Source organism: Cupriavidus sp. 05N39 (assembly GCF_056397325.1).
On record NZ_JBFTNE010000059.1, the window covers coordinates 43,460 to 66,404 of the forward strand.

General features: G+C 64.9%; 22 protein-coding genes. 9 read left to right on the forward strand and 13 right to left on the reverse strand.

The features are described 5' to 3' along the window. Window positions 1–41: 41 nt before the first annotated feature. From plsX to AC1DN0_RS25530, 3 genes are all read right to left on the reverse strand, one after another. Entirely contained in the window at window positions 42–1,118 is a 1,077-nt protein-coding gene (plsX, locus tag AC1DN0_RS25520; RefSeq protein ID WP_477146099.1) for a phosphate acyltransferase PlsX, read from the reverse strand. Window positions 1,119–1,441: 323 nt separating this feature from the next. After that, complete coding sequence (gene rpmF, locus AC1DN0_RS25525) at window positions 1,442–1,621, reverse strand: 50S ribosomal protein L32 (protein ID WP_045235589.1); 180 nt, start codon at window positions 1,619–1,621, stop codon at window positions 1,442–1,444. A gap of 120 nt (window positions 1,622–1,741) precedes the next feature. Continuing rightward, the gene (locus AC1DN0_RS25530) at window positions 1,742–2,338 is read right to left on the reverse strand and encodes a YceD family protein (RefSeq protein ID WP_441629801.1); all 597 of its coding nucleotides are present in this window, start codon (window positions 2,336–2,338) and stop codon (window positions 1,742–1,744) included. 226 nt (window positions 2,339–2,564) lie between these two features. On the opposite strand from AC1DN0_RS25530, the gene AC1DN0_RS25535 reads away from it, so the two are divergent. Together AC1DN0_RS25535 and AC1DN0_RS25540 are read left to right on the forward strand one after the other, a co-directional pair. Then, window positions 2,565–3,164: a Maf-like protein gene (locus AC1DN0_RS25535; protein WP_441629799.1), complete on the forward strand. Its 600-nt coding sequence runs from the start codon at window positions 2,565–2,567 to the stop codon at window positions 3,162–3,164. 51 nt (window positions 3,165–3,215) lie between these two features. Further along, complete coding sequence (locus AC1DN0_RS25540; protein WP_477102357.1) at window positions 3,216–3,947, forward strand: SAM-dependent methyltransferase; 732 nt, start codon at window positions 3,216–3,218, stop codon at window positions 3,945–3,947. A 62-nt stretch (window positions 3,948–4,009) separates the two neighbouring features. On the opposite strand, the gene AC1DN0_RS25545 is transcribed toward AC1DN0_RS25540, so the two are convergent. The 4 genes from AC1DN0_RS25545 to AC1DN0_RS25560 are packed head-to-tail and all read right to left on the reverse strand — an operon-like array spanning window position 4,010 to window position 7,277. Continuing rightward, a complete protein-coding gene (locus AC1DN0_RS25545) occupies window positions 4,010–5,167 on the reverse strand; it encodes a S49 family peptidase (protein WP_428178781.1) in 1,158 nt (385 codons plus the stop codon). Window positions 5,168–5,211: 44 nt separating this feature from the next. After that, entirely contained in the window at window positions 5,212–5,604 is a 393-nt protein-coding gene (locus AC1DN0_RS25550; RefSeq protein ID WP_477146100.1) for a Rieske (2Fe-2S) protein, read from the reverse strand. Further along, the gene (locus AC1DN0_RS25555) at window positions 5,597–6,256 is read right to left on the reverse strand and encodes an HAD-IA family hydrolase (RefSeq protein WP_441629794.1); all 660 of its coding nucleotides are present in this window, start codon (window positions 6,254–6,256) and stop codon (window positions 5,597–5,599) included. The genes AC1DN0_RS25550 and AC1DN0_RS25555 overlap by 8 nt, the downstream gene beginning before the upstream one ends. A gap of 19 nt (window positions 6,257–6,275) precedes the next feature. Further along, window positions 6,276–7,277 (reverse strand): RluA family pseudouridine synthase, encoded by a 1,002-nt coding sequence (locus tag AC1DN0_RS25560; RefSeq protein ID WP_441629792.1) that lies wholly within the window; start codon window positions 7,275–7,277, stop codon window positions 6,276–6,278. A gap of 766 nt (window positions 7,278–8,043) precedes the next feature. Between AC1DN0_RS25560 and AC1DN0_RS25565 the strand changes: the two genes are divergently transcribed. The 5 genes from AC1DN0_RS25565 (at window position 8,044) to AC1DN0_RS25585 (ending at window position 14,909) form a co-directional block, all read left to right on the forward strand. Continuing rightward, a complete protein-coding gene (locus AC1DN0_RS25565; RefSeq protein WP_477146101.1) occupies window positions 8,044–11,133 on the forward strand; it encodes an Rne/Rng family ribonuclease in 3,090 nt (1,029 codons plus the stop codon). Window positions 11,134–11,380: 247 nt separating this feature from the next. Continuing rightward, the gene (gene moaA / locus AC1DN0_RS25570; protein ID WP_441634726.1) at window positions 11,381–12,505 is read left to right on the forward strand and encodes a GTP 3',8-cyclase MoaA; all 1,125 of its coding nucleotides are present in this window, start codon (window positions 11,381–11,383) and stop codon (window positions 12,503–12,505) included. A 54-nt stretch (window positions 12,506–12,559) separates the two neighbouring features. Continuing rightward, on the forward strand, window positions 12,560–13,159 hold the full coding sequence (mobA, locus tag AC1DN0_RS25575; protein ID WP_441634724.1) for a molybdenum cofactor guanylyltransferase MobA: 600 nt from the start codon (window positions 12,560–12,562) through the stop codon (window positions 13,157–13,159). A gap of 35 nt (window positions 13,160–13,194) precedes the next feature. Continuing rightward, a complete protein-coding gene (gene moeA, locus AC1DN0_RS25580) occupies window positions 13,195–14,472 on the forward strand; it encodes a molybdopterin molybdotransferase MoeA (protein WP_477102355.1) in 1,278 nt (425 codons plus the stop codon). A 170-nt stretch (window positions 14,473–14,642) separates the two neighbouring features. Continuing rightward, a complete protein-coding gene (locus AC1DN0_RS25585; RefSeq protein WP_043347933.1) occupies window positions 14,643–14,909 on the forward strand; it encodes a hypothetical protein in 267 nt (88 codons plus the stop codon). An 81-nt stretch (window positions 14,910–14,990) separates the two neighbouring features. Here AC1DN0_RS25585 and AC1DN0_RS25590 read toward each other — a convergent pair whose 3' ends face one another. The 6 genes from AC1DN0_RS25590 to AC1DN0_RS25615 form a co-directional block, all read right to left on the reverse strand. After that, the gene (locus tag AC1DN0_RS25590; RefSeq protein ID WP_441634720.1) at window positions 14,991–16,478 is read right to left on the reverse strand and encodes a DNA recombination protein RmuC; all 1,488 of its coding nucleotides are present in this window, start codon (window positions 16,476–16,478) and stop codon (window positions 14,991–14,993) included. A gap of 87 nt (window positions 16,479–16,565) precedes the next feature. Continuing rightward, window positions 16,566–17,564 carry a 2-hydroxyacid dehydrogenase gene (locus AC1DN0_RS25595; protein WP_441634718.1) on the reverse strand — a complete coding sequence of 333 codons (999 nt, stop codon included), beginning with the start codon at window positions 17,562–17,564 and terminating at the stop codon, window positions 16,566–16,568. Window positions 17,565–17,566: 2 nt separating this feature from the next. Then, on the reverse strand, window positions 17,567–19,006 hold the full coding sequence (locus AC1DN0_RS25600; RefSeq protein WP_441634716.1) for a sodium:proton antiporter: 1,440 nt from the start codon (window positions 19,004–19,006) through the stop codon (window positions 17,567–17,569). Window positions 19,007–19,215: 209 nt separating this feature from the next. Continuing rightward, window positions 19,216–19,902 (reverse strand): LutC/YkgG family protein, encoded by a 687-nt coding sequence (locus AC1DN0_RS25605; protein ID WP_477102353.1) that lies wholly within the window; start codon window positions 19,900–19,902, stop codon window positions 19,216–19,218. A 59-nt stretch (window positions 19,903–19,961) separates the two neighbouring features. Continuing rightward, complete coding sequence (pncB, locus tag AC1DN0_RS25610) at window positions 19,962–21,140, reverse strand: nicotinate phosphoribosyltransferase (RefSeq protein WP_441634712.1); 1,179 nt, start codon at window positions 21,138–21,140, stop codon at window positions 19,962–19,964. A gap of 68 nt (window positions 21,141–21,208) precedes the next feature. Next, window positions 21,209–21,742, reverse strand: coding sequence for a hypothetical protein (locus AC1DN0_RS25615; protein ID WP_477146102.1), 534 nt, complete (start codon window positions 21,740–21,742; stop codon window positions 21,209–21,211). Window positions 21,743–22,081: 339 nt separating this feature from the next. Between AC1DN0_RS25615 and fdxA the strand changes: the two genes are divergently transcribed. Together fdxA and AC1DN0_RS25625 are read left to right on the forward strand one after the other, a co-directional pair. Further along, complete coding sequence (gene fdxA, locus AC1DN0_RS25620; protein WP_045235607.1) at window positions 22,082–22,405, forward strand: ferredoxin FdxA; 324 nt, start codon at window positions 22,082–22,084, stop codon at window positions 22,403–22,405. A gap of 96 nt (window positions 22,406–22,501) precedes the next feature. After that, on the forward strand, window positions 22,502–22,945 hold a 444-nt coding region (locus tag AC1DN0_RS25625; RefSeq protein ID WP_477146103.1), incomplete at its 3' end, for an NAD(P)/FAD-dependent oxidoreductase.

Sequence of the window (22,945 nt, forward strand, 5' to 3'; positions counted from 1 at the left end):
TCTGGCCGCGGGTCGTCGCCCGCGGCATCTACATCAAGACCTCAGGCGGCGTGCGGGCTTGGACTGGAATCCTCGGCGCCTGACTGCGGGCCGGTAGCCGGAGTGCTGTTACCTGACTTGTTGGCGAAAGCCTGAATGGTGCGTTCGATCACACCATTCCTGGCCGCATCATACCCGCGTTTGATAGCCCACTCAAAAGCGTGCGCGTCGGCGGAACCATGACTTTTGATGACCAGCCCGCGCAGACCGAGCAGGGAAGCGCCGTTGTAGCGCGCCGGGTCCAGGCGCCGGGACAACCGCTTGAGCACCGGCAAAGCCAGGACCGCCAGCAGCTTGGTGAACCACGAACGCGTGAATTCTTCCTTGATCATGTTGGCGATCATCTTGGCCAGCCCTTCGCTGCTCTTCAGCGCGACGTTGCCGACGAAGCCATCGCACACGACGATATCGGTGGTGCCCTTGAAGATGTCGTTGCCTTCCACGTTGCCGTAGAAGTTGAGTTCCGAAGCGCGCAGCAGTTCGCCGGCACGCTTCACCACATCGTTGCCCTTGATCACTTCCTCGCCAATGTTCAGCAGGCCGACGCTGGGACGTTCCTTATGATCCACCACGGCAACCATGGCCTCTGCCATGCGCGCGAATTGCAGCAGGTGCTCGGGCTCGCAATCGGYGTTGGCACCGAGATCGAGCACCGTGGTGCCCCAGCCCTGCTCATTGGGAATGGTGGTGGCAATCGCCGGACGCTCGATGCCCTCGAGCGTCTTGAGCACATAGCGCGACACCGCCATCAGCGCTCCGGTATTGCCCGCCGAGATGCAGGCGCCCGCCAGGCCCTCTTTCACCTGGGTCACGGCCACGCGCATGGAAGAGTCTTTCTTCCTGCGCAGCGCCACCTCGACCGGGTCATCCATGGTGATGACCTCAGTCGCGGTCACGATGCGCACACGGGGGTGATCAAGCGCGTGCAACTTCTTTAGCTGAGGCTCGATGCTTTCCCGCAAGCCGACCAGCACCACTTCGGCGTCGCTATGGCTGGAGAGAAAACTGATCGCCGCTGGTACCGTCACAGAGACACCGTGATCGCCACCCATGCAGTCGATAGCTAGTTTGATCGTCATTGTTTCCTGGTGCAGAAGCGCTTGTCGGCGTGACGTTAAGACCTGGCTCCCTGGCCGGAGGCATCGCCCTGACCGGCCGGCGGCAACCCGACCGCCTCCCGGAGCGCTCGACGGCGGGCGAGATCTGACGCCCCTCCGGCCGCCGTACATGGCCTCGGCCAGGCACTCGGCTTGAGCAAGCGGCGCAAGTCGGCCTGGTGGAAGCCTGCGCTACGGCTTGCGCTGCGAGCGCGCAACAAAAAAGCGGCAACGATTTTGCCGCTTTTTTGTTTTTGACCTACCAACGTGCGCGTACGAGACGCAAAGTCACGCCGAACGATCTGTCAGTCGTTCTTGGTCTTGATGACCTTGCGGCCACGATAGTAGCCGTTCGGGCTCACGTGGTGACGCAGGTGGGTCTCGCCCGTGGTCGGCTCCACTGCCAGCGCTGCCGCCGTCAGATGGTCGTGCGAGCGATGCATGCCGCGCTTGGAGGGCGACTTCTTGTTCTGTTGAACTGCCATGATGACTCCTTCGAGAATTTTTCAATGGTAACACACGCATCCCGCACGAGGCGTAGCCGGGCCCGGCCGGATGCTGATCCTGGTGCCTTGAACTCGCTGCCCGATGCCGGCGAACCGGCTTCAGTGCTTCGTTTTCAGGCCGGCCAGCGCCGCAAAGGGCGAAGGCCGTTTTTCTTCTTCCAGCGGGACCTCGGCTTCAGGTTCCGCCTGTCCGTCCACCCCGGTCACAAGGCTTTCGTGAACCGTGGGGCAAACGTCATGCTTGGGAGCTACCGGCAAGGCCAGCAGCACTTCATCTTCAATCAGCGTCAGCAGGTCGAAGCGCCGGGAACCGACGATCACATCAATCTCGTCGTCGTCCATGGGTGCCGCGTCGGCCTCTTCCTCGCTGGCGACCACCTCGAAGCACATGTCCGTGGCGATCGCCTGAGCATAGATCCCCAGGCAACGCTGACAATCCAGCCACACCTGGCCATTCACGGTCAGGTCGACGTAAAGGTGCTGCGTTGCCGGCGTACCGGGTTCGCTCGCTTCTTCCTCGACAAAGCCGGTGAGCGAGTAGCTGAAGACCTCGTCCGGCGCCGACACTGGCGCATGCGCGGCGGTCTCGGCTATGATGCGCGGCAAATCGCGCGCCGCGACTTCGCCGGTGGCTTCGCCACCAGCGCGGCAAAATGCGAAGAGATCGAGCGCGCGCGGGTCAATCGGCTGGGTCATGTCTTATCGTGCCGTCTTGCCGGGGCATCCCGGGCATCGCGGTTTCGACCGCTGTTTCGACGCATACACCATCGAAACGTGACCCGGGCGCCGCACAAAACCGGTATACACACGGATTTGCGCCGGACTTGCTTGGCTAAACGCGAGATTATACGTCGATTTTTCTGCCGCGGTCAAAATTTTGGAAGACGGCCATACGCCGCTTTCCCTTTTCGCTCAACTACTTATGTCGCAATCCTCCCGCCCCACCCTGATCCTAGGCTCCAGTTCGCCGTATCGCCGCGAATTGCTGCAGCGCCTGCGCATCCCTTTCGAGGTAGCGACGCCGGACATCGACGAAAGCCCGCTGACCGGCGAAAGCCCGGAAGCCACGGCCCTGCGGCTCTCTCGCGGCAAGGCCCAGGCCATTGCCGAACGGCATCCAGGCGCGCTGGTCATTGGCTCCGATCAAGTGGCCACGCTGGATGGCAGGCAAATCGGCAAACCCGGTTCGCACGCGCAGGCACTGGCACAATTGCAGTTGATGCGAGGCCGTACCGTCACTTTCCATTCCGCACTGTGCCTGCTTGACGGCCGCAACGGTGAAGCCCAGCTAGCGGATGTCCAGACCCGCGCCACCTTCCGTGAGCTTCCCGACCACGAACTGGACGCCTACCTACGCATCGAGCGCCCCTACGACGTGGCGGGCAGCGCAAAATCCGAAGGCCTGGGCATCGCCCTGCTCTCGCACATGGAATCGGACGATCCCACCGCGCTGGTAGGCTTGCCGCTAATTGCACTGACGACCATGCTGCGCCAGGCCGGCTACCCCTTTTTCCTGGACTAAGCTCTCAGCCGGCGCGCGCCGACAACACAGACGAAACACGAGAACCCAAGCATGAGCGGCATCCTATATTTGATCCCCAACACCCTGGGAAAGCGCGACGAGACGGATCCCCTGCCGGACGTGATTCCGGCGGGCGTTCAGCAAATCGCCGCGGGGCTGGATTACCTGGTGGCGGAAAACGCCAAGACAGCTCGCGCTTTTCTGAAGAAGCTGGGCGAGACCTGCCCGCTGGCCAGGCCGATCCAGCAGATCGAGATTCGCGAACTCAACGTCAACACGCGCGACGGCGCCCTGGCCGACCTGCTGGCCCCGATCCGCGCGGGCCGCGACGGTGGCCTGCTATCCGAAGCCGGCGTGCCGGCGGTGGCCGATCCCGGCGCCAACCTGGTGCGGCTGGCCCATGCCAAAGGTGTGCGCGTACGGCCGCTGGTTGGGCCGAGCTCGATCCTGCTGGCCGTGATGGCGTCCGGCCTGAACGGCCAGAGCTTTGCCTTCAACGGCTACCTGCCGGTGGACGCTGGCGAACGCGCCAGGCGGCTGCGCGAACTGGAGCAGCTTTCACGCAAGGCACACCAGACCCAGGTCTGGATCGAGACACCCTACCGCAATGGCCCCCTGCTTGAAGCCATGCGCCAGCATTGCGCCGGCACCAGCCTGCTGTCGATCGCGGTGGACCTGACCTTGCCGAGCGAAACGATCGTAACCCTGCCGATTTCCGATTGGCGTCCTGAGCGGCTGGAACTGAACAGACGGCCGGCCATCTTCTCGCTGCTGGCGGCCTGAAGACAAGGCGGAGAAACGAAATGTGGGGCGCAAGCGCCCCACATTTCTTGCGGTAGGTCCGATTAGCGAATGGCTTGCACGTGCGAGCCAAACAACATGGTCTTCATCGCCGCCGTACCCATCGCCGCGCCGAAGCGCTTGGCTACCCGCTCCGCGATGTTCTCCTTGACGGTGTAGTCCACAATGTCCTCGGCCTTGAACAGATCCCGCGCCACGTAGTCGGCGTTGCCCAGCCCGTCGGCCAGGCCCAACTCGACACTGCGCTCGCCGGACCAGAACAAGCCGGAGAAAAGATCCGGGTCCTCCTTCAGGCGATCGCCACGACCTTCCTTGACCACATCGATGAACTGCTGATGGATCTGCTTGAGCATGGTCTCGGCAAATTGTTTCTGCCTCGGCACTTGCGGCGAGAAGGGATCGAGCATGCCCTTGTTGGCGCCGGAGGTGTAAAGCCGGCGTTCCACGCCAAGCTTGTCCATCAGGCCGGTGAAGCCGAAACCATCCATCAGCACGCCGATCGAACCCACGATGCTGGCCTTGTCGACATAAATCTTGTCCGCCGCCGCCGCCACGTAGTAACCGCCCGAGGCGCAGATTTCCTCCACCACTACGTAAAACGGCTTGGACGGATAGAGGGTCCGCAGGCGGCGGATTTCATCGTTGATCATGCCGGCCTGTACCGGTGAGCCGCCCGGAGAATTGATCTTCAGGATGATGCCCGCGGCATTGGTGTCGGCGAATGCAGCCTGCAAGGCGGCGTTGATCGATTCAGCGCTGGCTGGCGTACCGGCGGCGATCTCGCCGTCGAGCGACACCATTGCCGTATGGCGGCCACTAGTGGCGATGCCGCCGTCGCCCTTGAAGTCGAAAATGGTGAAGAAGAGCAGCGCCAGCAGGGCTAACCCGACAAAACGGAAAAAGATCCGCCACCGACGCGCGGCACGCTGCTCGCGCAAGGTCGCCATCAGCACCTTTTCCAGCACATCCCGCTCCCAGCCCGTGCCAGTCGGGACTGGCCCGACTTCGCGGCCGGCCAGGCGCTCCTTGCGCTGGCTGGCTTCTTTTTGTGTGGCCGCATCCCCGGCGCGCAAGTCTTGCTCCAACGGAAAATCAGCCTGGGAAGCGGTCTCCAGCCGATCCTCCGCCCCGGCGCTGGTAGGAGCAGCCGGATCCGGCGTCTTGCCAGACTCGTCCTGAGGCGGTTTTTGCTGTTCAGTCATGCAGTTGGCTCTTGATTAGGAATAGGTCGGCGTCTGCTTGCCGGCTAGCCAGCGGGGACTTCGTATGGGCTTTCCGGGAACCAGTACACATTGCCGTCATGTTCCTCGACGCGCAGCTTCGACAACGAAGCGCCCCGGCAAGGCCCACCCAGGCACAAGCCACTGTCCGGCGCATAAATCGCGCCATGTGTCGCGCACATCAAGTATAGGCCCGAGGACTCGAAAAACTGTCCCTCCTGCCAATCGAGCTCCATCGGCACGTGGGCGCACTGGTTCAGGTAGCCATGGACACCGCCCCCGAAGCGCACGACAAACGCGCCAACAGGACGGCCACCCATTTCGACCATGAAGCGCACCCCGGCGCCGCCTTCAGCCAGGTCTTCAGTTGCGCATAAGCGGCRCTGCCCGGACATGCCGGCAACCGCCGCGTCAGGCATGTGTCAACAGCCAGTCTTGCAGATCGGCGATCGAGGATGCGCAATGCAGCGGCGCCATTGCACGCAAGGCGTCCGCCGGGTGGGCACCATAGCCGACACCGATCCCTGCCGCGCCGGCATTGGCCGCCATCTGCAGGTCATGGGTAGTATCACCAATCATGACCGTGCGCTCCATATCCTGCCCCAGTTCCCTGGCCAGCTCTTGCAGCATGGCCGGGTGAGGCTTGGAAAAGGTTTCGTCCGCGCAGCGCGTACCGTCGAACAGACGGACCAGGCCGGTAGCCTCCAGGGCGCGCTGCAGGCCAACGCGGGTCTTGCCCGTTGCCACGCCAAGAAAATAGTGCTCTGCGTGCAATGCCTCCAGCATCTCGCGAACCCCATCGAACAGCACCAGTTCCGCGTCGCGGGTCAGGAAGTGGAAGCGATAGCGCTCTGCCAGCTTGGGATAGTCAGCGGGATCGAGCGTGGGCACCGCATAGGACAGCGCATCCTTGAGCCCCAGCCCGATCACATGGCTGGCCGCGCTGTCGTCGGGTACCGGCAGGCCAAGGTCGCGGCTGGCTAGCTGGATGCACTTGGCGATGGTCGGGGTGGAATCCATCAGGGTTCCATCCCAGTCGAACACGATCAGGTCGAAGCGTTGCCTGGCCATTGATTTCCTCATGGGCGCCTTAGTCGCGGGCGCGCTGGTTACGTGCTTGCTGCAGGAAGGTTTCGCACTCCGGCGGCATGGGTGCAACGACAGTGATGATTTCACCACTTACCGGATGTGTAAAGGTCAGGCTATGCGCGTGCAGGAACATGCGCTTGAGCCCGGGATTGGCACCGCTGCGGGCCAGCGCCTTGTTCAGGGCGAAATCGCCGTATTTTTCGTCGCCGAGGATAGGGAAGCCGGAATGCGCCAGGTGGACCCGGATCTGGTGCGTCCGCCCCGTCTTCAGCTCGGCCTCGAGCAGGGTGAAGCCCGGCATGACTTCAAGCCGGTTGAACACGGTATGCGAGGCAATCCCGTCGTCCTGCACGCGTACCCGGCGCTCTCCCTCGGCGGTGGTGTATTTAAATAGTGGCAGCTTCACGTGCTGCCGGGCATTCTCGAAGTGCCCTGCCACGCACGCGAAGTATCGCTTGTCCAGCGCGCTGCCGCGCATCTGTTCATGGAGGTTGACCAGCGCCGAGCGCTTCTTCGCCAGCACCAGCAGGCCGGAGGTCTCGCGATCGAGGCGGTGCACGAGTTCAAGGAACTTGGCCTGCGGGCGCGCCCGCCGCAACTGCTCGATCACGCCAAACGCCACGCCGGACCCGCCGTGCACGGCCACGCCGGCAGGCTTGTTGATCACCAGCAGGTAATCATCCTCGAAGACAACCGGGAAACTGGCCGGCGGCACGAATTTGCCGCCATCAGGTGCCGGAGTCGCGACCCGCATGGGCGGAATCCGCACGACATCGCCAAGCTGCAGGCGATAAGTCGCATCGACCCGCCCCTTGTTGACCCGCACTTCCCCCGACCTCAGGATGCGGTAGACATGACTCTTCGGCACCCCTTTCGAGAGCTTCAGCAGGAAGTTGTCGATCCGCTGGCCATCGGCCTCGTCGCCGATTGTTACGTACGCCACCTGGGGCCCGGCCGCGGCGGGCCGCACCTCTTTTTCAATTTGATGGCGTAACTCATTCATTTTCAATATAATTTCCTCGCTGTTCCGGCCAAAGACCGGCAGCGCAAGTCAGGTGTAGGCGATTCGTCGTATTTTACACTTCGGGTTGCCGCCAGCCCTGCCAGCCTCCGGCTTCTTTGCGTACAACGCGAGCCCCGGGCTGGTGAATGGCAGCAAAAACGCAGCACGCACGGTATCGCCCGCGCAGGAAGTCGCCCAAAGGCAACTTCGGCGCTGACGGCGGTCACGTGGGAATGTAGTGTTCAGGTAGAACAGAATTTGATAGTGGATGCCCTCCCGGCATCCACTCTGGTGAGAGAAGTCCCGCCCGCACCGGGAAACGGTGCCGCCGGCATGCTTCCAACGCCGCCTGACTAGTTATACCGGCGCCCGGTCGCAGAACTCCAAGAAGTAGTAGGTGCGCCCGCCAGGAGATGTCAGGTAGCGAAGCAGCATTGCCGTGACGACAAACTTGCTCTTTGACGCGTCTAGGCCTTCCGCGGCCGGCCGCGATGCGACGGCGCCCCTTTGCGCCCGCGTTGCCGCCATGCCAGCCGGAAACCCGCCGGATCGCTGCGAAGAGCAGCTTGCCGGCGTTCTCTCCGACCATGCGGACGGCGCTTTCGACGTCGTTACCTCTCTTTCACCCGCGCCCAGCCGGCCGCGCCCATTTGCGCGCCGGCGCTTTCGGCAATTCTCGCGCCCTCACTCGCTCCCTCGCGTGCTCCACGGAACGCCGCGGGCACCGCATGCCGGTGCAATCCTCGGCATTGAGTGAGGTAATGCGATGAAACGCATGCTTTTTAACGCGACGCAGCAGGAAGAATTGCGCGTCGCCATCGTCGACGGTCAGAAACTGATCGATATCGACATCGAAGCTGCCGGGCGCGAACAGCGCAAGGGCAACATCTACAAGGGTGTCATCACCCGTATCGAACCGTCGCTGGAGGCCTGCTTCGTCAACTACGGCGAAGAACGCCATGGCTTCCTGCCCTTCAAGGAAGTGGCGCGCGCCTTCTTCAAGGAAGGCGTGGACGTGCGCAACGCACGCATCCAGGACGCGCTGCACGAAGGCCAGGAACTGATCGTCCAGGTGGAAAAGGAAGAGCGCGGCAACAAGGGCGCGGCGCTGACCACCTTTATCTCGCTGGCCGGCCGCTACCTGGTGCTGATGCCCAACAACCCGCGCGGCGGTGGTGTATCGCGCCGCATCGAGGGCGAGGACCGCCAGGAACTGCGCGAGACCATGGGCCAGCTGACCGTGCCCGAGGGCATGAGCATCATTGCCCGCACCGCCGGCATCGGCCGCTCGGCCGAAGAGCTCCAGTGGGACCTGAACTACCTGCTGCAACTGTGGAAGGCCATCGACGGCGCCGCCGGCGACAACAAGGCCCCGCTGCTGATCTATCTCGAATCCAGCCTGGTGATCCGCGCCATCCGCGATTACTTCCAGCCGGATATCGGCGAGATCCTGATCGACACCGACGAAATCTACGAGCAGGCCCGCGCCTTCATGAGCGTGGTCATGCCCGACAATATGAACCGCGTGAAGAAGTACCGGGACGATGTCCCCCTCTTCTCGCGTTTCCAGATCGAGCACCAGATCGAATCGGCGTACTCGCGCATGGTGATGTTGCCCTCGGGCGGCGCCATCGTGATCGACCATACCGAGGCATTGGTATCGGTGGACGTGAACTCGGCCCGCGCCACCAAGGGCGCCGACATCGAGGAAACCGCGCTGCGCACCAACCTCGAAGCCGCCGACGAAATCGCTCGCCAGTTGCGCCTGCGCGACCTGGGCGGCCTGATCGTGATCGACTTTATCGACATGGAAGCCAGCAAGGCGCAGAAGGACGTGGAAACGCGCCTGAAGGATGCCCTGCGCCATGACCGCGCCCGCGTGCAGATGGGCAAGATCAGCCGCTTCGGCCTGATGGAACTGTCGCGCCAGCGCCTGCGCCCGTCGCTGTCGGAAGGCTCGCACATCACTTGCCCGCGCTGCAACGGCACCGGCCATATCCGCGATACCGAATCTTCCGCCCTGCAGGTCCTGCGCATCATCCAGGAAGAAGGGATGAAGGAAAACACCGCCGCCATCCACTGCCAGGTACCGGTGGAAGTGGCAGCGTTCCTGCTCAACGAGAAGCGCCAGGACATCAACCTGATCGAAATGCGGTTCAAGGTCAATGTGCTGCTGATCCCCARCAAGCACCTCGAGACCCCGCACTACAAGCTGGAGCGCCTGCGTCACGACGACCCGCGCCTGGAAGACAGCACCGCCAGCTACAAGATGGCCGAGGCTGCCGCCAAGGAACTGGAAGCCGACACCAGCTACAGCAGCCGCAAGAAGGAAGATGCCAAGCCGCGCCAGGAAGCTGCGGTCAAGGGCATTACCCCAGAACAGCCAGCGCCGGTTTCGGTACCGCGCGCCGAGCGCGCGCCGCGCCCGGAAGCCGCTCCCGCACGTCCGGCACCGGCCACCCAGCCGGTGGTCGGCGGCGGCTTCATGGGCTGGCTCAAGAGCCTGTTCGGCGCCAAGCCGGCAGCGCCCGCCGCCGAACCGGCCAAGCCGGTGGACGCGGAACAACGCAGCGCGGAGAGCCGTCGCGAGCGCGGCCAGCGTGGTGAACGCGGCGAAGGCCGCGGCGAGCGTGGCCAGCGCGGCGAACGCGGTGGCGAACGCGGCGAGCGCCAAGGCCGCGGCCAGCGCGCACCCCAGGAACGTGGTGAGCGCGCCGAACGCGGCGCGGAACGTGGTGAACAGCGCACCGAACGGGGCGAACGCGCCGAGGCGCGAGGTGAACGTGGCGAGCGAGGCGAACGCGGTGAACGTAGTAGCCGCGCCCCGCGCCAGGCTGCACTGGAAGTCCAGCCGGCCCGCCAGCCCGAGGGCACACCTGCCGAGCGTACGGAAGGCCGTGGCGAAGGCCGCCGTGACCGTAACCAGGAACGCCGCGAGCGCCAGCGCGACCGCCAGCGTGAGCGCGGCGACGCACCGCGCGAAGGCGAAGCCAGCGAAAGCCTGGCGGCCGAAGCCCTTGGCACCGCAGCGGTAGCCGCCGCCGTGGCAGCCCCCGCCGTAGCGGCGCCGGTTGCCTCGCACGACGACGCCGAAAACGTTCGCACCGACCTGCAGGATGCTACTGAAGGCAGCGAGAATGGCGAAGGCGAAGAACGCCGCCGCCGCAATCGCCGTGGCCGCAATCGCTACCGCCGCGAGCGTGACGATAGCGCCCAGGCCAACGAAAGCGGTGAAAGCGAAGACTCGGGCGAAGTCCGTGAAATCGCCGCACCGGCCGTTGTCGCTGAAGCTGTCGTGGTGGAAGCCACCACCGTGGTGGTCGCCGAATCCGCTCCCAGCGTCCCGGCCTACCAGCCTGTCGAGGCTGCGGTGGTGATGCCGGAGCCGGTCGCGCCTGTTGCAACACCTGTATCGGCGCCGGTCGCTGAACCGGTCATCGAAACGGTACCTGAACCGGTGGTCGAAGCGGCTGTTGCCAGCCCGGTCGCCTACGAACCCGCACCCGCCGTGGCGGAACCCGCCGCACCGGCGCCTGCTGTCGTGGCACCCGCTGTCGAAGTGCCGGTGGTCGCACCCGCCGCAGCTCCGGCCCCGGTACCGGCTGCAGCCCCCGTCGTAGCGGCAGCCGCCGCGCCGGTGGCCGTGGAAAGCCTGCAACCGATGCTGGCTTCGGCCGGYCTCSAGTGGGTCAACACCGACGTCAGCAAGCTGCGCGCCGCGCAGGAAGCGGCCGCCAGCATCCCCCCGGCACCGCGCGTCGTGCGGGAGCGCAAGCCCCTGCCGCCGCTGCCGGAAGGTCCGATGATTCTGGTCGAGACCGCCGGCGATAACGCGGCTGCGACGCAACAGAAGTAAACGGCACCCTCGCGGGTACCAGGGAAAGGGACGGCGCAGCCGTCCCTTTTTTCGTGTCCGCGCCGGATCGGCGAGGCTCGCCCGCGTATTTCCAGGTCCTGCGCATGGTGACGCCGGCGCTACCATGCCCGGCTCGGCTAGAATGACAATTAGATGGCACCGCCACGATGGTGCCCCGAACGGGCGCTGCTTGCCCCCACGCGACCGCGCCAAAGCCGCCCGTCACCGCATTGCCACGTCCCAGGCCATGACCGAATCCGTCATTCCCATTTTCGATCTGCGCGACCATCGCTACCGTTCGATGACGCCCAGCATCCCGGACGAGCTCGCCGCCCCGTCCGGACTGGTTGCCGACACCCGCGGCAGGCCGCTGCACGATTTGCGCATCTCGGTCACGGACCGCTGCAATTTCCGTTGCGTGTATTGCATGCCCAAGGAAGTGTTCGACAAGGACTACACCTTCCTGCCGCATTCCGAGTTGCTGAGCTTCGAGGAGATCGAGCGAGCCGCCCGCCTGTTCGTTGCGCACGGCGTGGAGAAGATCCGCCTGACGGGCGGAGAGCCGCTGTTGCGCAAGAACATCGAGAAGCTGGTGGAGATGCTCGCGCGCATCGAGACGGTTTCGGGCAAGCCGCTCGACCTCACCCTCACCACCAATGCTTCGCTGCTTGCCCGCAAGGCGCGCTCGTTGCGCGACGCGGGCCTGTCGCGCGTGAGCGTGAGCCTGGACGCCATCGACGACGCCACCTTCCGCCGCATGAACGATGTCGACTTCGCGGTACGCGACGTGCTGGACGGCATCGAGACCGCCCAGGCTGTCGGCCTGGCGCCGCTCAAGGTCAATATGGTAGTCAAGCGCGGCACCAACGACGCCGAGATCGTGCCGATGGCCGCGCATTTCCGCGGCAGCGGCATCATCGTGCGCTTTATCGAATTCATGGACGTGGGTGCCAGCAACCATTGGCAGATGAATGAGGTGCTGCCCTCCGCCGAGGTGGTGCGCCGCATCGATGAAGCCTTCGCACTCGAAGCCATCCCCGCCAACTACAGCGGCGAGACTGCCGAGCGCTGGCGTTACCGCGACGGCGCCGGCGAGATCGGCGTGATCTCCAGCGTGACCCACGCCTTCTGCGGGGACTGCAGCCGTATCCGCCTGTCGACCGAAGGCCGGCTCTACCTGTGCCTGTTCGCCACCGAAGGCTACGACCTGCGCGCGCTGCTGCGCGGCGGCCACAGCGACCTGGAAATCTCCAATGCCATCGCCGGGGTCTGGCAGGCGCGCACCGATCGTTACTCCGAGCTGCGCAGCGATCCCGCGGTGCGGCAGGCACGTGCCGAGAACAAGATCGAAATGTCTTATATCGGCGGTTGACCACAACCGCCCCGCAGCCGCGCCGGCCAAACCACCAACCTATTCCGTATTCCGATGATTTCACGCGACGACATTACCGGCCTGATCCTGGCCGGCGGCAGGGGCAGCCGCATGGCCGGCACCGACAAGGGCCTGCAGCCCTTCCGCGGCGCGCCCATGGCGATGCATACGCTGATGCGCCTGTCGCCGCAGACGGGCGGCATGCTGATCAACGCTAACCGCAATCTGGCCGCGTATGAGTCCTTCGGCGTGCCCGTGGTCACCGATTCGGTGCCGGACTTCGCCGGTCCCCTGGCCGGCATGCTGGCCGGGCTGGAGCAATGCCAGACGGGCTGGATGCTGAGCGCCCCCTGCGATTCGCCTTTCCTGCCGAGCGACCTGGCTGCGCGCCTGGCGAGCGCGATCGACGAGCAAGGCGCGGAGATGGCCATCCCGGTTACCATCGACGCGGACGGCCGCCGGCAAGCCCAGCCGGTGTTTTGCCTGATGCCGGTCACCGCGCACGATAGCCTGCTGGCTTTCCTCAACGGCGGCGGCCGCAAGATCGAAACCTGGGCCGCCTCTCATCGCCTGGCCGAAGTCCTGTTCGACGACGCCGGCGCCTTCGCCAATATCAATACCCTGGACGAGTTGCGCACGCTGGAAGCGCGCTGAACAACCAAGCCAGGCCGCTGCCCCGGGAACGGTCCATGCCATCACTACATTCCGTCATTTCCTGCCTGTCCGACTACGATCCCGGCGCGTTGCCGGTGGCGCAGGCCAACCAGATCATCGGCGAGGTGGTCGAGCCCGTACGTGGGACCGAGCAGCTCGCCATCCGCTCGGCGCTCGACCGCGTGCTCGCCGAGGACATCATCTCCACGCTGGACGTCCCGGCGCACGATAACTCCGCCATGGACGGTTATGCGTTTGCCAGCGGCGATCTTGCCGCCGGCGGCGATATCACGCTGACGGTGGTCGGCAGCGCCTTCGCCGGCACAGCATGCGAGCAGCCGGTCGCGCGCGGGCAGGCGGTACGCATCATGACGGGCGCCATCATGCCGGCCGGCTGCGATACCGTGATTCCCCAGGAATTCGTCGAGGCGCATGGCGAACAGGTTCGCTTTGACGCCCGCGCGGTGCGTGCCGGCGACAACCGCCGCCTGCGAGGCGAAGACCTCGCCATCGGCCAGCCGGCGCTGGCCGCCGGACGCATCCTGCAACCGGCGGACCTCGGGCTGCTGGCTTCGCTGGGCGTTGCCGAGGTCAAGGTGTGCCGCCGCCTGCGCGTGGCCTTCTTCTCCACCGGAGACGAGTTGCGCTCGATCGGCGAGCCGCTCGACGCCGGCTGCGTCTACGACTCCAACCGCTATACGCTGCATGGCATGCTGCGGCGGCTCAACGTGGACCTGATCGACATGGGCGTGGTACGGGACGACCCCGAAGCCCTCGAGGCGGCGTTTCGCTCCGCTTGCGAAAACGCCGATGCGGTCATTACGTCCGGCGGCGTGTCGGTGGGCGAAGCCGACTACACCAAGCAGATCATGGCCCAGCTGGGTGATGTGACCTTCTGGAAGATCGCCATGCGCCCAGGCCGGCCGATGGCCTTCGGCCGCATCGTCTCCCATGGCCGCGAGGCGTTGCTGTTCGGCCTGCCGGGCAATCCGGTGGCGGTGATGGTGACGTTCTATCACTTTGTGCGGGCTGCGCTGCACCGGCAAATGGGTGCGAAAGTGGCGCCCCTGCCGCTGATGCGCGTGCGCAGCGCGCAGCCGATCCGCAAGAAGCCAGGCCGCACCGAGTACCAGCGCGGCATCCTGGCCCCAGCGCCGGATGGCGGCTGGCAAGTGAGCATTACCGGCCAGCAGGGCTCGGGCGTGCTGCGCTCGATGAGCGAGGCCAATTGCTTTATCGTGCTCGGCCACGAGCAAGACATGGTGGCGGCCGGCGACGAGGTGGAAGTCATGCTGTTCGACGGGCTGCTGTAAAGCTTGCCACGGTACGTTGGCCGCACCTTTGTGTCGTTTTTGCGCAGCAGTTTTGCCGGCGTTTAGCAAGCAGATCGGCGGTTTTCCTTACCCCGCGAGTGCCGGACTATGCGCCGCCTCCCCCAACCGATACACTTGCGCAACATTACTTTGCTACTACCCAAGCTGTCATGAATCAGGAGATTGCCTACCTCCACCCGGTCAAAACCGCCCGCGCGCTCGTGCTCGTGTACCTGTGCTTTTCGGTACCCATCGTCTCGCTTGGGCTGTTCGTGGCTTTCATCCGCTATGGCGACCTGCCCGGCATCACCGTCTTCACGGCACTGATTCTCAATGCGCTGATCGGCTTCGGCCTGCTCTGGCTGGCCTGCAAGGCCTACAACTGGGTGGCCGCGCGTTTCGGCGGCATCGAGGTGACGATTCGGGACCTGCCCTGAGTTGCCTGCTCCCAAAGTAAAAAAGCGCATCGATTCGATGCGCTTTTTTTCAATCTGCGGCGCCACCGGCCTCCCCGCTCCTCAGCCCGCTTCACCCTCTTGACGTTCTTGCGCCGCTTCGTCCGGCACGGCAGCAAGGCCGAGCAACGCTTGCGCGTTTTCTCCCGGCAGAGCCTCCACCGTGCGCAGCTTGCGCTCCATCTGGCGCGTGCGCACTTCGGCCTGCTCGATGTTGCGGGCGGCACGCTCCAGCGTGTCCCGGGTCTTGGCCAGGACATCGCCAAACTTGCCGAACTCGGTCTTGACCGCGCCGAGCACCTCCCACACTTCGCTTGAGCGGCGCTCGAGCGCGAGTGTACGAAATCCCATCTGCAGGCTGTTGAGCAGGGCGGCCAGCGTGGTCGGCCCCGCTACCGTCACGCGGTAATTGCGTTGCAGCAGGTCCGCCAGCCCGGGCCTCCGCAAGACCTCGGCGTACAAACCCTCAGTGGGCAGGAAGAGGATGGCGAAGTCAGTGGTGGCAGGCGGCGATACATATTTCTCGGAAATCGTCTGTGCCTCGCGCTTGATCGCCACTTCCAGCTCGCGCCCTGCCAGGGCCACGCCGTCGACATCGCCACGCTCCTGTGCGTCGAGCAGGCGTTCGTATTGCTCCTTCGGAAACTTGGCGTCGATTGGCAGCCAAACCTGCCCGCCGGCGGCATCCTTGCCCGGCAGGCGAATCGCGAACTCCACACGCGCCCCGGTATTGCGGACCGTCTCGACGTTCTTGGCGTATTGCTCGGCAGTCAGCATCTGCTCGAGCAGCATCTCCAGTTGCACTTCGCCCCAGGTCCCGCGCGATTTCACGTTGGTCAGCACCCGCTTGAGATCGCCCACGCCTTGCGCCAGCGCCTGCATTTCGCCCAGTCCGCGATGTACCTGTTCGAGCCGGTCCGACACCAGCTTGAAGGATTCGCCAAGCCGCTGTTCGAGCGTGGCGTGCAGCTTCTCGTCGACGGTGCGGCGCATTTCCTCGAGCTTGGCCGAGTTATTCGCCTCGATTTCCTTGAGCCGCTGTTCCAGCGTGGTGCGCACTTCGCCCAGGCGGCGCTCGTTGCCTTCGGACATTTGCGCCAGCTGCTGCTGCAGCATGTCGCCAAAGCGGCGCAGCGCGCTGCCCTGCTCGTCACGTGCCTGCTGGCCCTGCTGCAGCAGGCTTTGCCTGACCTGCTCCAGTTGCTGGACATTGGACTCGGTCAGCTTGGCAAGCTGCTGCGCGAACATGTCGATCTGGTTGTTCTGCAGCGTGGCGATGCTGGTGAGTTGCGAAGACAACGTCTGCTGGAAACGCATCATCTGCTGGCCGGCCTCGCCGCGGCCGACGCGCGCGCTCTCCGTGACCTCCGTGCGCAATTCGCGCTCCAGGCGCTCATTGCCGCGCGCGCCTTCGGCTCGCAGTTCGGCGAGCTGGCGCAGCAGTTCCAGGCTGGCGGTCTCCGGTGCAACGCGTGGCCGCAGCAACAGCACCGCCAGCAGCAGCACGGCTACCAGCGCAAGAGCCAGGGTCAAAAGGGGAATCAGGGTCATGAAAGTCTGAAGTACGCAAAAAGCCGTGCCGCGCCGGCAAGCTGGAGAGACCAGCGCGCAGGCGGCACGACGCGTGCAGCGAGAGGATCAGCGGCGGTGCGCCATCACCTCGGGATTGATCAATGAAGGCGGACGGCCTGCCTGCGGGCCTGCATTGAGCGCAGCGATCAGGTTATCGGCGGCGAGATCCGCCATGGCGCGACGGGTCTTCTCCGAGGCGCTGGCAATGTGCGGGGTCAGCACAACGTTAGGCACGGTCAGCAGGCCGGGATGGACCTGCGGCTCGCCTTCGAACACGTCGAGGCCCGCGGCGAAGATGCGGCGCTCGCGCAGCGCCTCGGCCAGCGCGGCGTCGTCTACCACGCCGCCGCGTGCCAGGTTGACCAGCGTGGCCGACGGCTTCATTTGCGTCAGTTCGGCGGCGCCGATGCTGTGATGGCTCTGCGCGCTATACGGCAGCACCAGCAGCAGGTGATCGGATTGCGCAAGCAATTCCGTCTTGCTGACATAGCGCGCATTGAGCGCGCGCTCGGTCTCCTCCGGCAGGCGGCTGCGGTTGTGATAGAGCACGGACATGCCAAACCCCGCAGCGCGGCGCGCCAGCGCCTGGCCGATGCGGCCCATGCCAAGGATGCCGAGCGTGCTGCGGTACAGGTCCATGCCGAGGAACATGTCGTAGCTCCACCGCTCCCACTTGCCGGCGCGCAGCCAGTGCTCGGATTCGGTCACGCGGCGCGCAGTGGCCATCAGCAGGGCCCAGCCAAAATCGGCGGTGGTTTCCGTCAGTACATCGGGCGTGTTGGTCGCCACGATGCCGGCGGCGGTCAGTGCCGGCACATCGAGGTTGTTGTAGCCGACGGCCATATTGCAGACCGCGCGCAGCGCCGGCAGTCCGGCCACCAGTTCGCCATCGATACGATCCGCGGCATTGGCCAGCACGCCGGACTTGCCCACGAGGCGTTGCCTGAGCGCGGCGCCATCGAGCGCCACGTCCTGCTGGTTGCTGTCGACGTCGAAATATTGCGCGAGCCGGTCGATCACTTCCGGAAAGACGGCGCGGGTTACGAGGATGGAAGGCTTGGTCATGCTCACACGCGGAAGAAGATAAAGGTCATCACCAGGAACAGCGGCACCAGCACGCAGATCGACCACAGCATATAGCCGAAGAAGCTGGGCATGCGCACACCGCGGCTTTCGGCAATCGCCTTGACCATCAGGTTGGGCGCGTTGCCGATATAGGTATTGGCGCCCATGAACACCGCGCCGGCCGAGATCGCCGCCAGCGTCGAAGCGTTGCGCGTCATCAGCGTGGCCGGGTCGCCGCCGGCCGTATTGAAGAACACCAGGTAGGTCGGCGCATTGTCCAGGAAGGACGACAGGATGCCCGTGGCCCAGAAATACATGCTGTCGATGGGCTGGCCGCCCGCGTCGCTCACCAGACGGATCACGCCGGCGAAGGCGCCGTCCGTGCCAGCCTTGAGCATGGCGATCACCGGGATGATGGTAAGGAAGATGCCGGCGAACAGCTTGCCCACTTCCAGGATCGGCTCCCAGTTGAACTCGTTGCCGGTGCGCGCGGTGACAGGCGTGATCAACAGGGACACCAGCGCCACCGCCACCAGCATCACGTCGCGCACCACCGTCTGCAGGCCGACGTGGGTTCCCATCACGTCGAACTCGATGCCTGGTTTCCACAGCCCGCTCATCAGCACCAGCCCCACCACCGCCAGCAGCAGCACGAAATTACGCTTGCCCTCGATGCGGACGCCCGGCGAGTCCGGCGTGGGATCGGCCGCCGCCGGCAGCTCCTCTTCCTTGTTCAGGTAGTAGTAGCGATCGACGAAATAGAAGATCACCAGCAGCGCCCCGCAGACAAAGAGCGTCTCGGGCAGGATATTGCGCAGGGTCCAGAAGAAGTCCACGCCCTTGAGGAATCCCAGGAACAGCGGCGGATCGCCCAGCGGCGTCAGCGCGCCGCCCGCATTGGCTGCCAGGAAGATAAAGAACACCACCACGTGCGCCACATGCCTGCGGTTGTCGTTGGCGCGCAGCAATGGCCGGATCAGCAGCATGGCGGCGCCGGTGGTGCCCATCAGGCTGGCAAGCGCGGTACCGAGTGCGAGCAGGCCGGTGTTCAGGCGCGGCGTGCCGTGCAGGTTGCCGCGCACGCAGATGCCGCCGGCCACGATGTAGAGCGCGGCGATCAGCGCGATAAAGGGAATGTACTCGGACAGCAGCGCATGCACGGCGTTGGCGGCCGCGGCATGCACACCAAATGCCTGCGCGAACGGTACCAGGAACACCAGTGCCCAGCCGGCGATGATCTTGCCGTAATGGTGGTGCCAGAAACGCGGCGCGATCAGAGGGAACAGCGCGATCGACAGCAATGTGCCGGCAAACGGCAAGGCCCACATCGGCGACAGCGTGGCGCCTTCGAGATCGGCGGCGCTGGCAAGATTGGGCAGAAGGGTGAGCAACAGCAGGGCCAGCGAAGGTAGCGGTGGCAGCAGTGCTAGGGCACGTCGCATCGGGCGGGATCTCCTTGTTTCGGATGGCTGCACCCGAGACTGGCAGCAGCCGCGGGCGGAGAAAGCGCACGAGCCCGCTCAGCCCGCCCAGCGGGCCACGGGCACGCGGCGAGGCCCTCAAGTGTAAAGCAATCGCCGCAGGATTCAGCCCATTTCGGCCGCCCTGCCCCTGCGGCTCGGAGCGATCGCTGGTGCGGGCGGGAAGCTGCTCAGTCCCGCTCGACGAGGATCACGTGCACACGGTAAGGCCCGTGCGCGCCCAGCACGATGGTTTGCTCGATGTCGCCGGTGCGCGAAGGGCCGCTGATGATGTTGGTAGCACGGGGCAACTCCCCGCGCTCGCTGCGCATCAGCGCGAACGCATCTTCCATCCCGTCGACGATGCGGGAGGCCGGCACCACCGCGATATGCGTCTCCGGCAGCAGCGCGGCCGAAGCGAACGTCTGCGGACCGGACAGCAGCATCAGCGAACCGGTCTCGGCAATCGCGCAAAAGCAGCCGGTGATGCCGACCATGTCACCGTGGTCGTGATCGGCCTGGACATCGCGTACCGGCGGGCGGCACTCCACCGCCAATCCCTGCGCATGCCAGTCCAGCGCGCCCAGGCTATCCCAGGCGACAGCGCGACGCAGCAGGCCCAGGCTGTCCAGGTAACGCGACGCAGCGGCCGGCACATCGGCCAGCGCGGCCACCCGCTCGACCGTGGAAGCCATTTTCTGCGCCTGTTCCTGGAAGGCTTCGATGCGCTGCGCCGGCGCCGGCGGCCGGGGACCGGCGGGATGGCGCGCGAGGTAATCGGCTACCGCCGCGCGCTCGCCGTTGCTGACCCCGGGGGCGCGGCCCTGTGCGGCGCGGATACGGGCAAAGATACGATCGCGGGCGGAAGTGGTATCCATGGCTTGCTTTCCGATATGTCCGAGGGTTGGATGCGTGGGAATCAGATGGCTTCGCACAGTCAGGCTGGCGCCTGGACGCCGAACACGTGCCGCAGGTACGTCAGGTAGGCCGGGTCATCGCACATGGTCTTCTCGGGCGTATCGGACAGCTTGGCTACCGGCTGTCCATTGCAGCGCGTCATCTTGATCACGATTTGCAGCGGCGTGTAGCCGAGATCGTTGGTCAGGTTGGTGCCCACCCCGAACGCCAGCCGGCAGCGTCCGCCGAAGCGCTCGCACAGCTCGATTACGCGTGGGATGTCGAGGCTGTCGCTGAAGATCAGCGTCTTGCCCAGCGGGTCGACGCGGCTGGCGGCGTAATGCGCCAGCATGCGCTCGCCCCAGGCAAAGGGATCACCCGAATCGTGGCGCACGCCGTCGAACAGCTTGCAGAAATAGAGATCGAAGTCGCGCAGGAAGGCATCGAAGCCGTAGGTGTCGGACAGCGCGACGCCGAGGTCGCCGCGGTACTCCTTGGCCCAGACCTCGAGCGCGAACACCTGCGAATCTCGCAGGCGCGGCCCCAGTGCCTGGCAGGCCTGCAGGTATTCATGCGCCATGGTGCCCAACGGGGTCAAGTTGTGCATGCGCGCGAAATGAACATTGCTGGTGCCGGCCAGTTGCGGGCCCAGCACCCTGCGCATGGTCTGCAACACCTCTTCCTGCCAGTCGCGCGAGAAGCGGCGGCGCGAGCCGTAGTCGGCAATCACGCAGTCGGCGTGGGCCGGCATCTTCAGCAAGGCCAGCTTGTCTTCCAGGCGCCGGCGCCCTTCGGCCCAGTCCGGTTGCGGCTGGGTGCGGCGGAAATAGACCTCGTTGACGATGGCCAGCAACGGCACCTCGAACAGGATGGTATGCAGCCAGGGCCCGCGGATGGTGATCTCGATCTCGCCGCTGCCGGGGGCGGCGGGCGCGATGTTTACGTATTTCTCGTTCAGGTGGAACAGGCCGAGGAAGTCGACGAAATCGCTCTTGATGAAGCGCAACTCGCGCAGGTACTGGAGTTCCTCCGGCGTAAAGCGAAGCTGGCACAACTGCGCCACCTCGTCGCGGATCTCGTCCACGTAAGGGGTCAGGTCGACCCCCACGTTGCGGCACTTGAAGCGGTATTCGACCTGTGCGGCGGGGAAGTGATGCAGCACCACCTGCATCATGGTGAACTTGTACAGATCGGTGTCGAGCAATGAGGTAATGATCATGTCGGGCCAGACGGCAGTGCCGAGTCAGTGCGACATGCTAACCGAAAGTGCGGCGGGCGATGGCCGGATCATGCGCCGTCAAGAAAAGGATCGGGCTGACGGCCACGGGCGCTGCCGCGCAGGCACCACAAGACTTGCCCGCGGTAGCCTGGGCAGCCGACCAGCGTCGCCTGCGCCCGGGGCACGGCGGCGGGAAGCGGCTCCGCGAAGGCCGCCGAGCGGGCTGTAATGCGCTCCTGGTAGACCCGCTCGGATCCGCGGCGGAATACCAGTACCTGGACCGGCGCGCCGCGCTCCGGCTGCAGCTCGGCGTCGCATGGCAGGAAACCGGCCTGGCCGCAGTTGGCCATGACCTCCCCAGCGGGTTCGATCACCACGCCGAAATCATCCCAGTCGAAACGGGCCAGCGAGGTGAGCGAGACTGGCTGGTCGCTCATCATGCGCCAGGCCATCAGGCGGGCCACCACGCTATCCGGCGGGCCGGCCTTTGCCAGCGTCTGCGCATGCGYGGCTGACATGGCCAGCGCCGCCAGGCAAAGCAAGGCGGCCGCCATACGGCTCGAACGGCTGCCGCGCGGCAGCTCCCGGACTGATATTGGCATGGCGCACTCCTCAGGTAAGCGCGCGGCGATACCGCGCGCGCAGGCCCGTCCAGCTTACAACGCCGTCGCGGCAACGGCCAGAAGAGCACATTAGCGGGTGCATCCCTGGCTGTCTTGGATCAAATGCACATAAAGAAATAAGAAAACTATCTTATCCGGCTATATAGAGCCGCTACCCTTGCGGAAAGGCTCAGCTACAATATCGGTCTTTGAAAGGCCACGGCCAGCGCTCGCGCCGCGTATGGTGAACCCACTGGAAACCCCACCGGCGTGACGAGCACGGCACAACAGGCCTAACAACATTCCCATCGAAGCCGATCCCGTTTTTCTGGAACCGAAATGACTCACGTTGTCACCGAATCCTGCATCCGTTGCCGCTATACCGACTGCGTTGACGTGTGTCCGGTCGATTGTTTCCGCGAAGGCCCCAACTTCCTCGCCATCGACCCGGATGAGTGTATCGATTGCGCGGTGTGCGTGGCGGAATGCCCGGTCAACGCGATCTACGCCGAAGAAGACGTGCCGGCCGACCAGCAGCAGTTCATCGACCTGAACGCCGAACTGGCTCGCAACTGGCCGTCCATCACCAAGACCAAGGCGCCGCTGGCCGAAGCCGAGGAATGGAAGGACACAGCCGAAAAGCTGCAATACCTGCAGCGCTGAAAAGACCTAAAAAAGACAGGTCAGAAAGCCGTCCCCACCCACGCGCTTTCCCGTAATGCCGGGCACGCCTGTGCCCCACAACGTATCAGGACGAATATGGACTTGAGTATCCCCAACCCCGTTGCCGACGCCACCCACCACGTTGCCACAGGCAACGGCGGCGGCGGCCAGCCGCTGGAAATCGACGCGCTGATCGTCGGCGCCGGCCCGGTCGGACTCTTCCAGGTTTTCGAACTGGGCCTGCTCGAAATCAAGGCGCACGTGATCGACTCCCTCAAGGTGGTCGGCGGCCAGTGCGTGGAGCTCTACCCGGACAAGCCCATCTACGACATCCCGGCCGTGCCCATCTGCACCGGCCAGGATCTGACCGACAACCTGCTCAAGCAGATCGAGCCGTTTGAGCCGACCTTCCACCTGGGCCAGGAAGTCGCCGTGGTGGAGCGCCGCGAAGACGGCCGCTTCTTCGTCGAGACCTCGCTGGGAACCCGCTTCATCACCAGGACCATCTTCATCGCCGCGGGCGTGGGCTCGTTCCAGCCG

Bases quoted from the DNA above. Each gene is read 5' to 3' on its own strand.
- AC1DN0_RS25545 (WP_428178781.1), bottom strand. From the start codon at position 5,167: ATGACTGAACAGCAAAAACCGCCTCAGGACGAGTCTGGCAAGACGCCG.
- AC1DN0_RS25530 (WP_441629801.1), bottom strand. From the start codon at position 2,338: ATGACCCAGCCGATTGACCCGCGCGCGCTCGATCTCTTCGCATTTTGC.
- AC1DN0_RS25555 (WP_441629794.1), bottom strand. From the start codon at position 6,256: ATGGCCAGGCAACGCTTCGACCTGATCGTGTTCGACTGGGATGGAACC.
- moaA (WP_441634726.1), top strand. From the start codon at position 11,381: ATGACCGAATCCGTCATTCCCATTTTCGATCTGCGCGACCATCGCTAC.
- AC1DN0_RS25600 (WP_441634716.1), bottom strand. From the start codon at position 19,006: ATGCGACGTGCCCTAGCACTGCTGCCACCGCTACCTTCGCTGGCCCTG.
- rpmF (WP_045235589.1), bottom strand. From the start codon at position 1,621: ATGGCAGTTCAACAGAACAAGAAGTCGCCCTCCAAGCGCGGCATGCAT.
- moeA (WP_477102355.1), top strand. From the start codon at position 13,195: ATGCCATCACTACATTCCGTCATTTCCTGCCTGTCCGACTACGATCCC.
- AC1DN0_RS25585 (WP_043347933.1), top strand. From the start codon at position 14,643: ATGAATCAGGAGATTGCCTACCTCCACCCGGTCAAAACCGCCCGCGCG.
- AC1DN0_RS25560 (WP_441629792.1), bottom strand. From the start codon at position 7,277: ATGAATGAGTTACGCCATCAAATTGAAAAAGAGGTGCGGCCCGCCGCG.
- AC1DN0_RS25540 (WP_477102357.1), top strand. From the start codon at position 3,216: ATGAGCGGCATCCTATATTTGATCCCCAACACCCTGGGAAAGCGCGAC.
- mobA (WP_441634724.1), top strand. From the start codon at position 12,560: ATGATTTCACGCGACGACATTACCGGCCTGATCCTGGCCGGCGGCAGG.
- pncB (WP_441634712.1), bottom strand. From the start codon at position 21,140: ATGATCATTACCTCATTGCTCGACACCGATCTGTACAAGTTCACCATG.
- AC1DN0_RS25535 (WP_441629799.1), top strand. From the start codon at position 2,565: ATGTCGCAATCCTCCCGCCCCACCCTGATCCTAGGCTCCAGTTCGCCG.
- fdxA (WP_045235607.1), top strand. From the start codon at position 22,082: ATGACTCACGTTGTCACCGAATCCTGCATCCGTTGCCGCTATACCGAC.
- AC1DN0_RS25595 (WP_441634718.1), bottom strand. From the start codon at position 17,564: ATGACCAAGCCTTCCATCCTCGTAACCCGCGCCGTCTTTCCGGAAGTG.
- AC1DN0_RS25605 (WP_477102353.1), bottom strand. From the start codon at position 19,902: ATGGATACCACTTCCGCCCGCGATCGTATCTTTGCCCGTATCCGCGCC.
- AC1DN0_RS25590 (WP_441634720.1), bottom strand. From the start codon at position 16,478: ATGACCCTGATTCCCCTTTTGACCCTGGCTCTTGCGCTGGTAGCCGTG.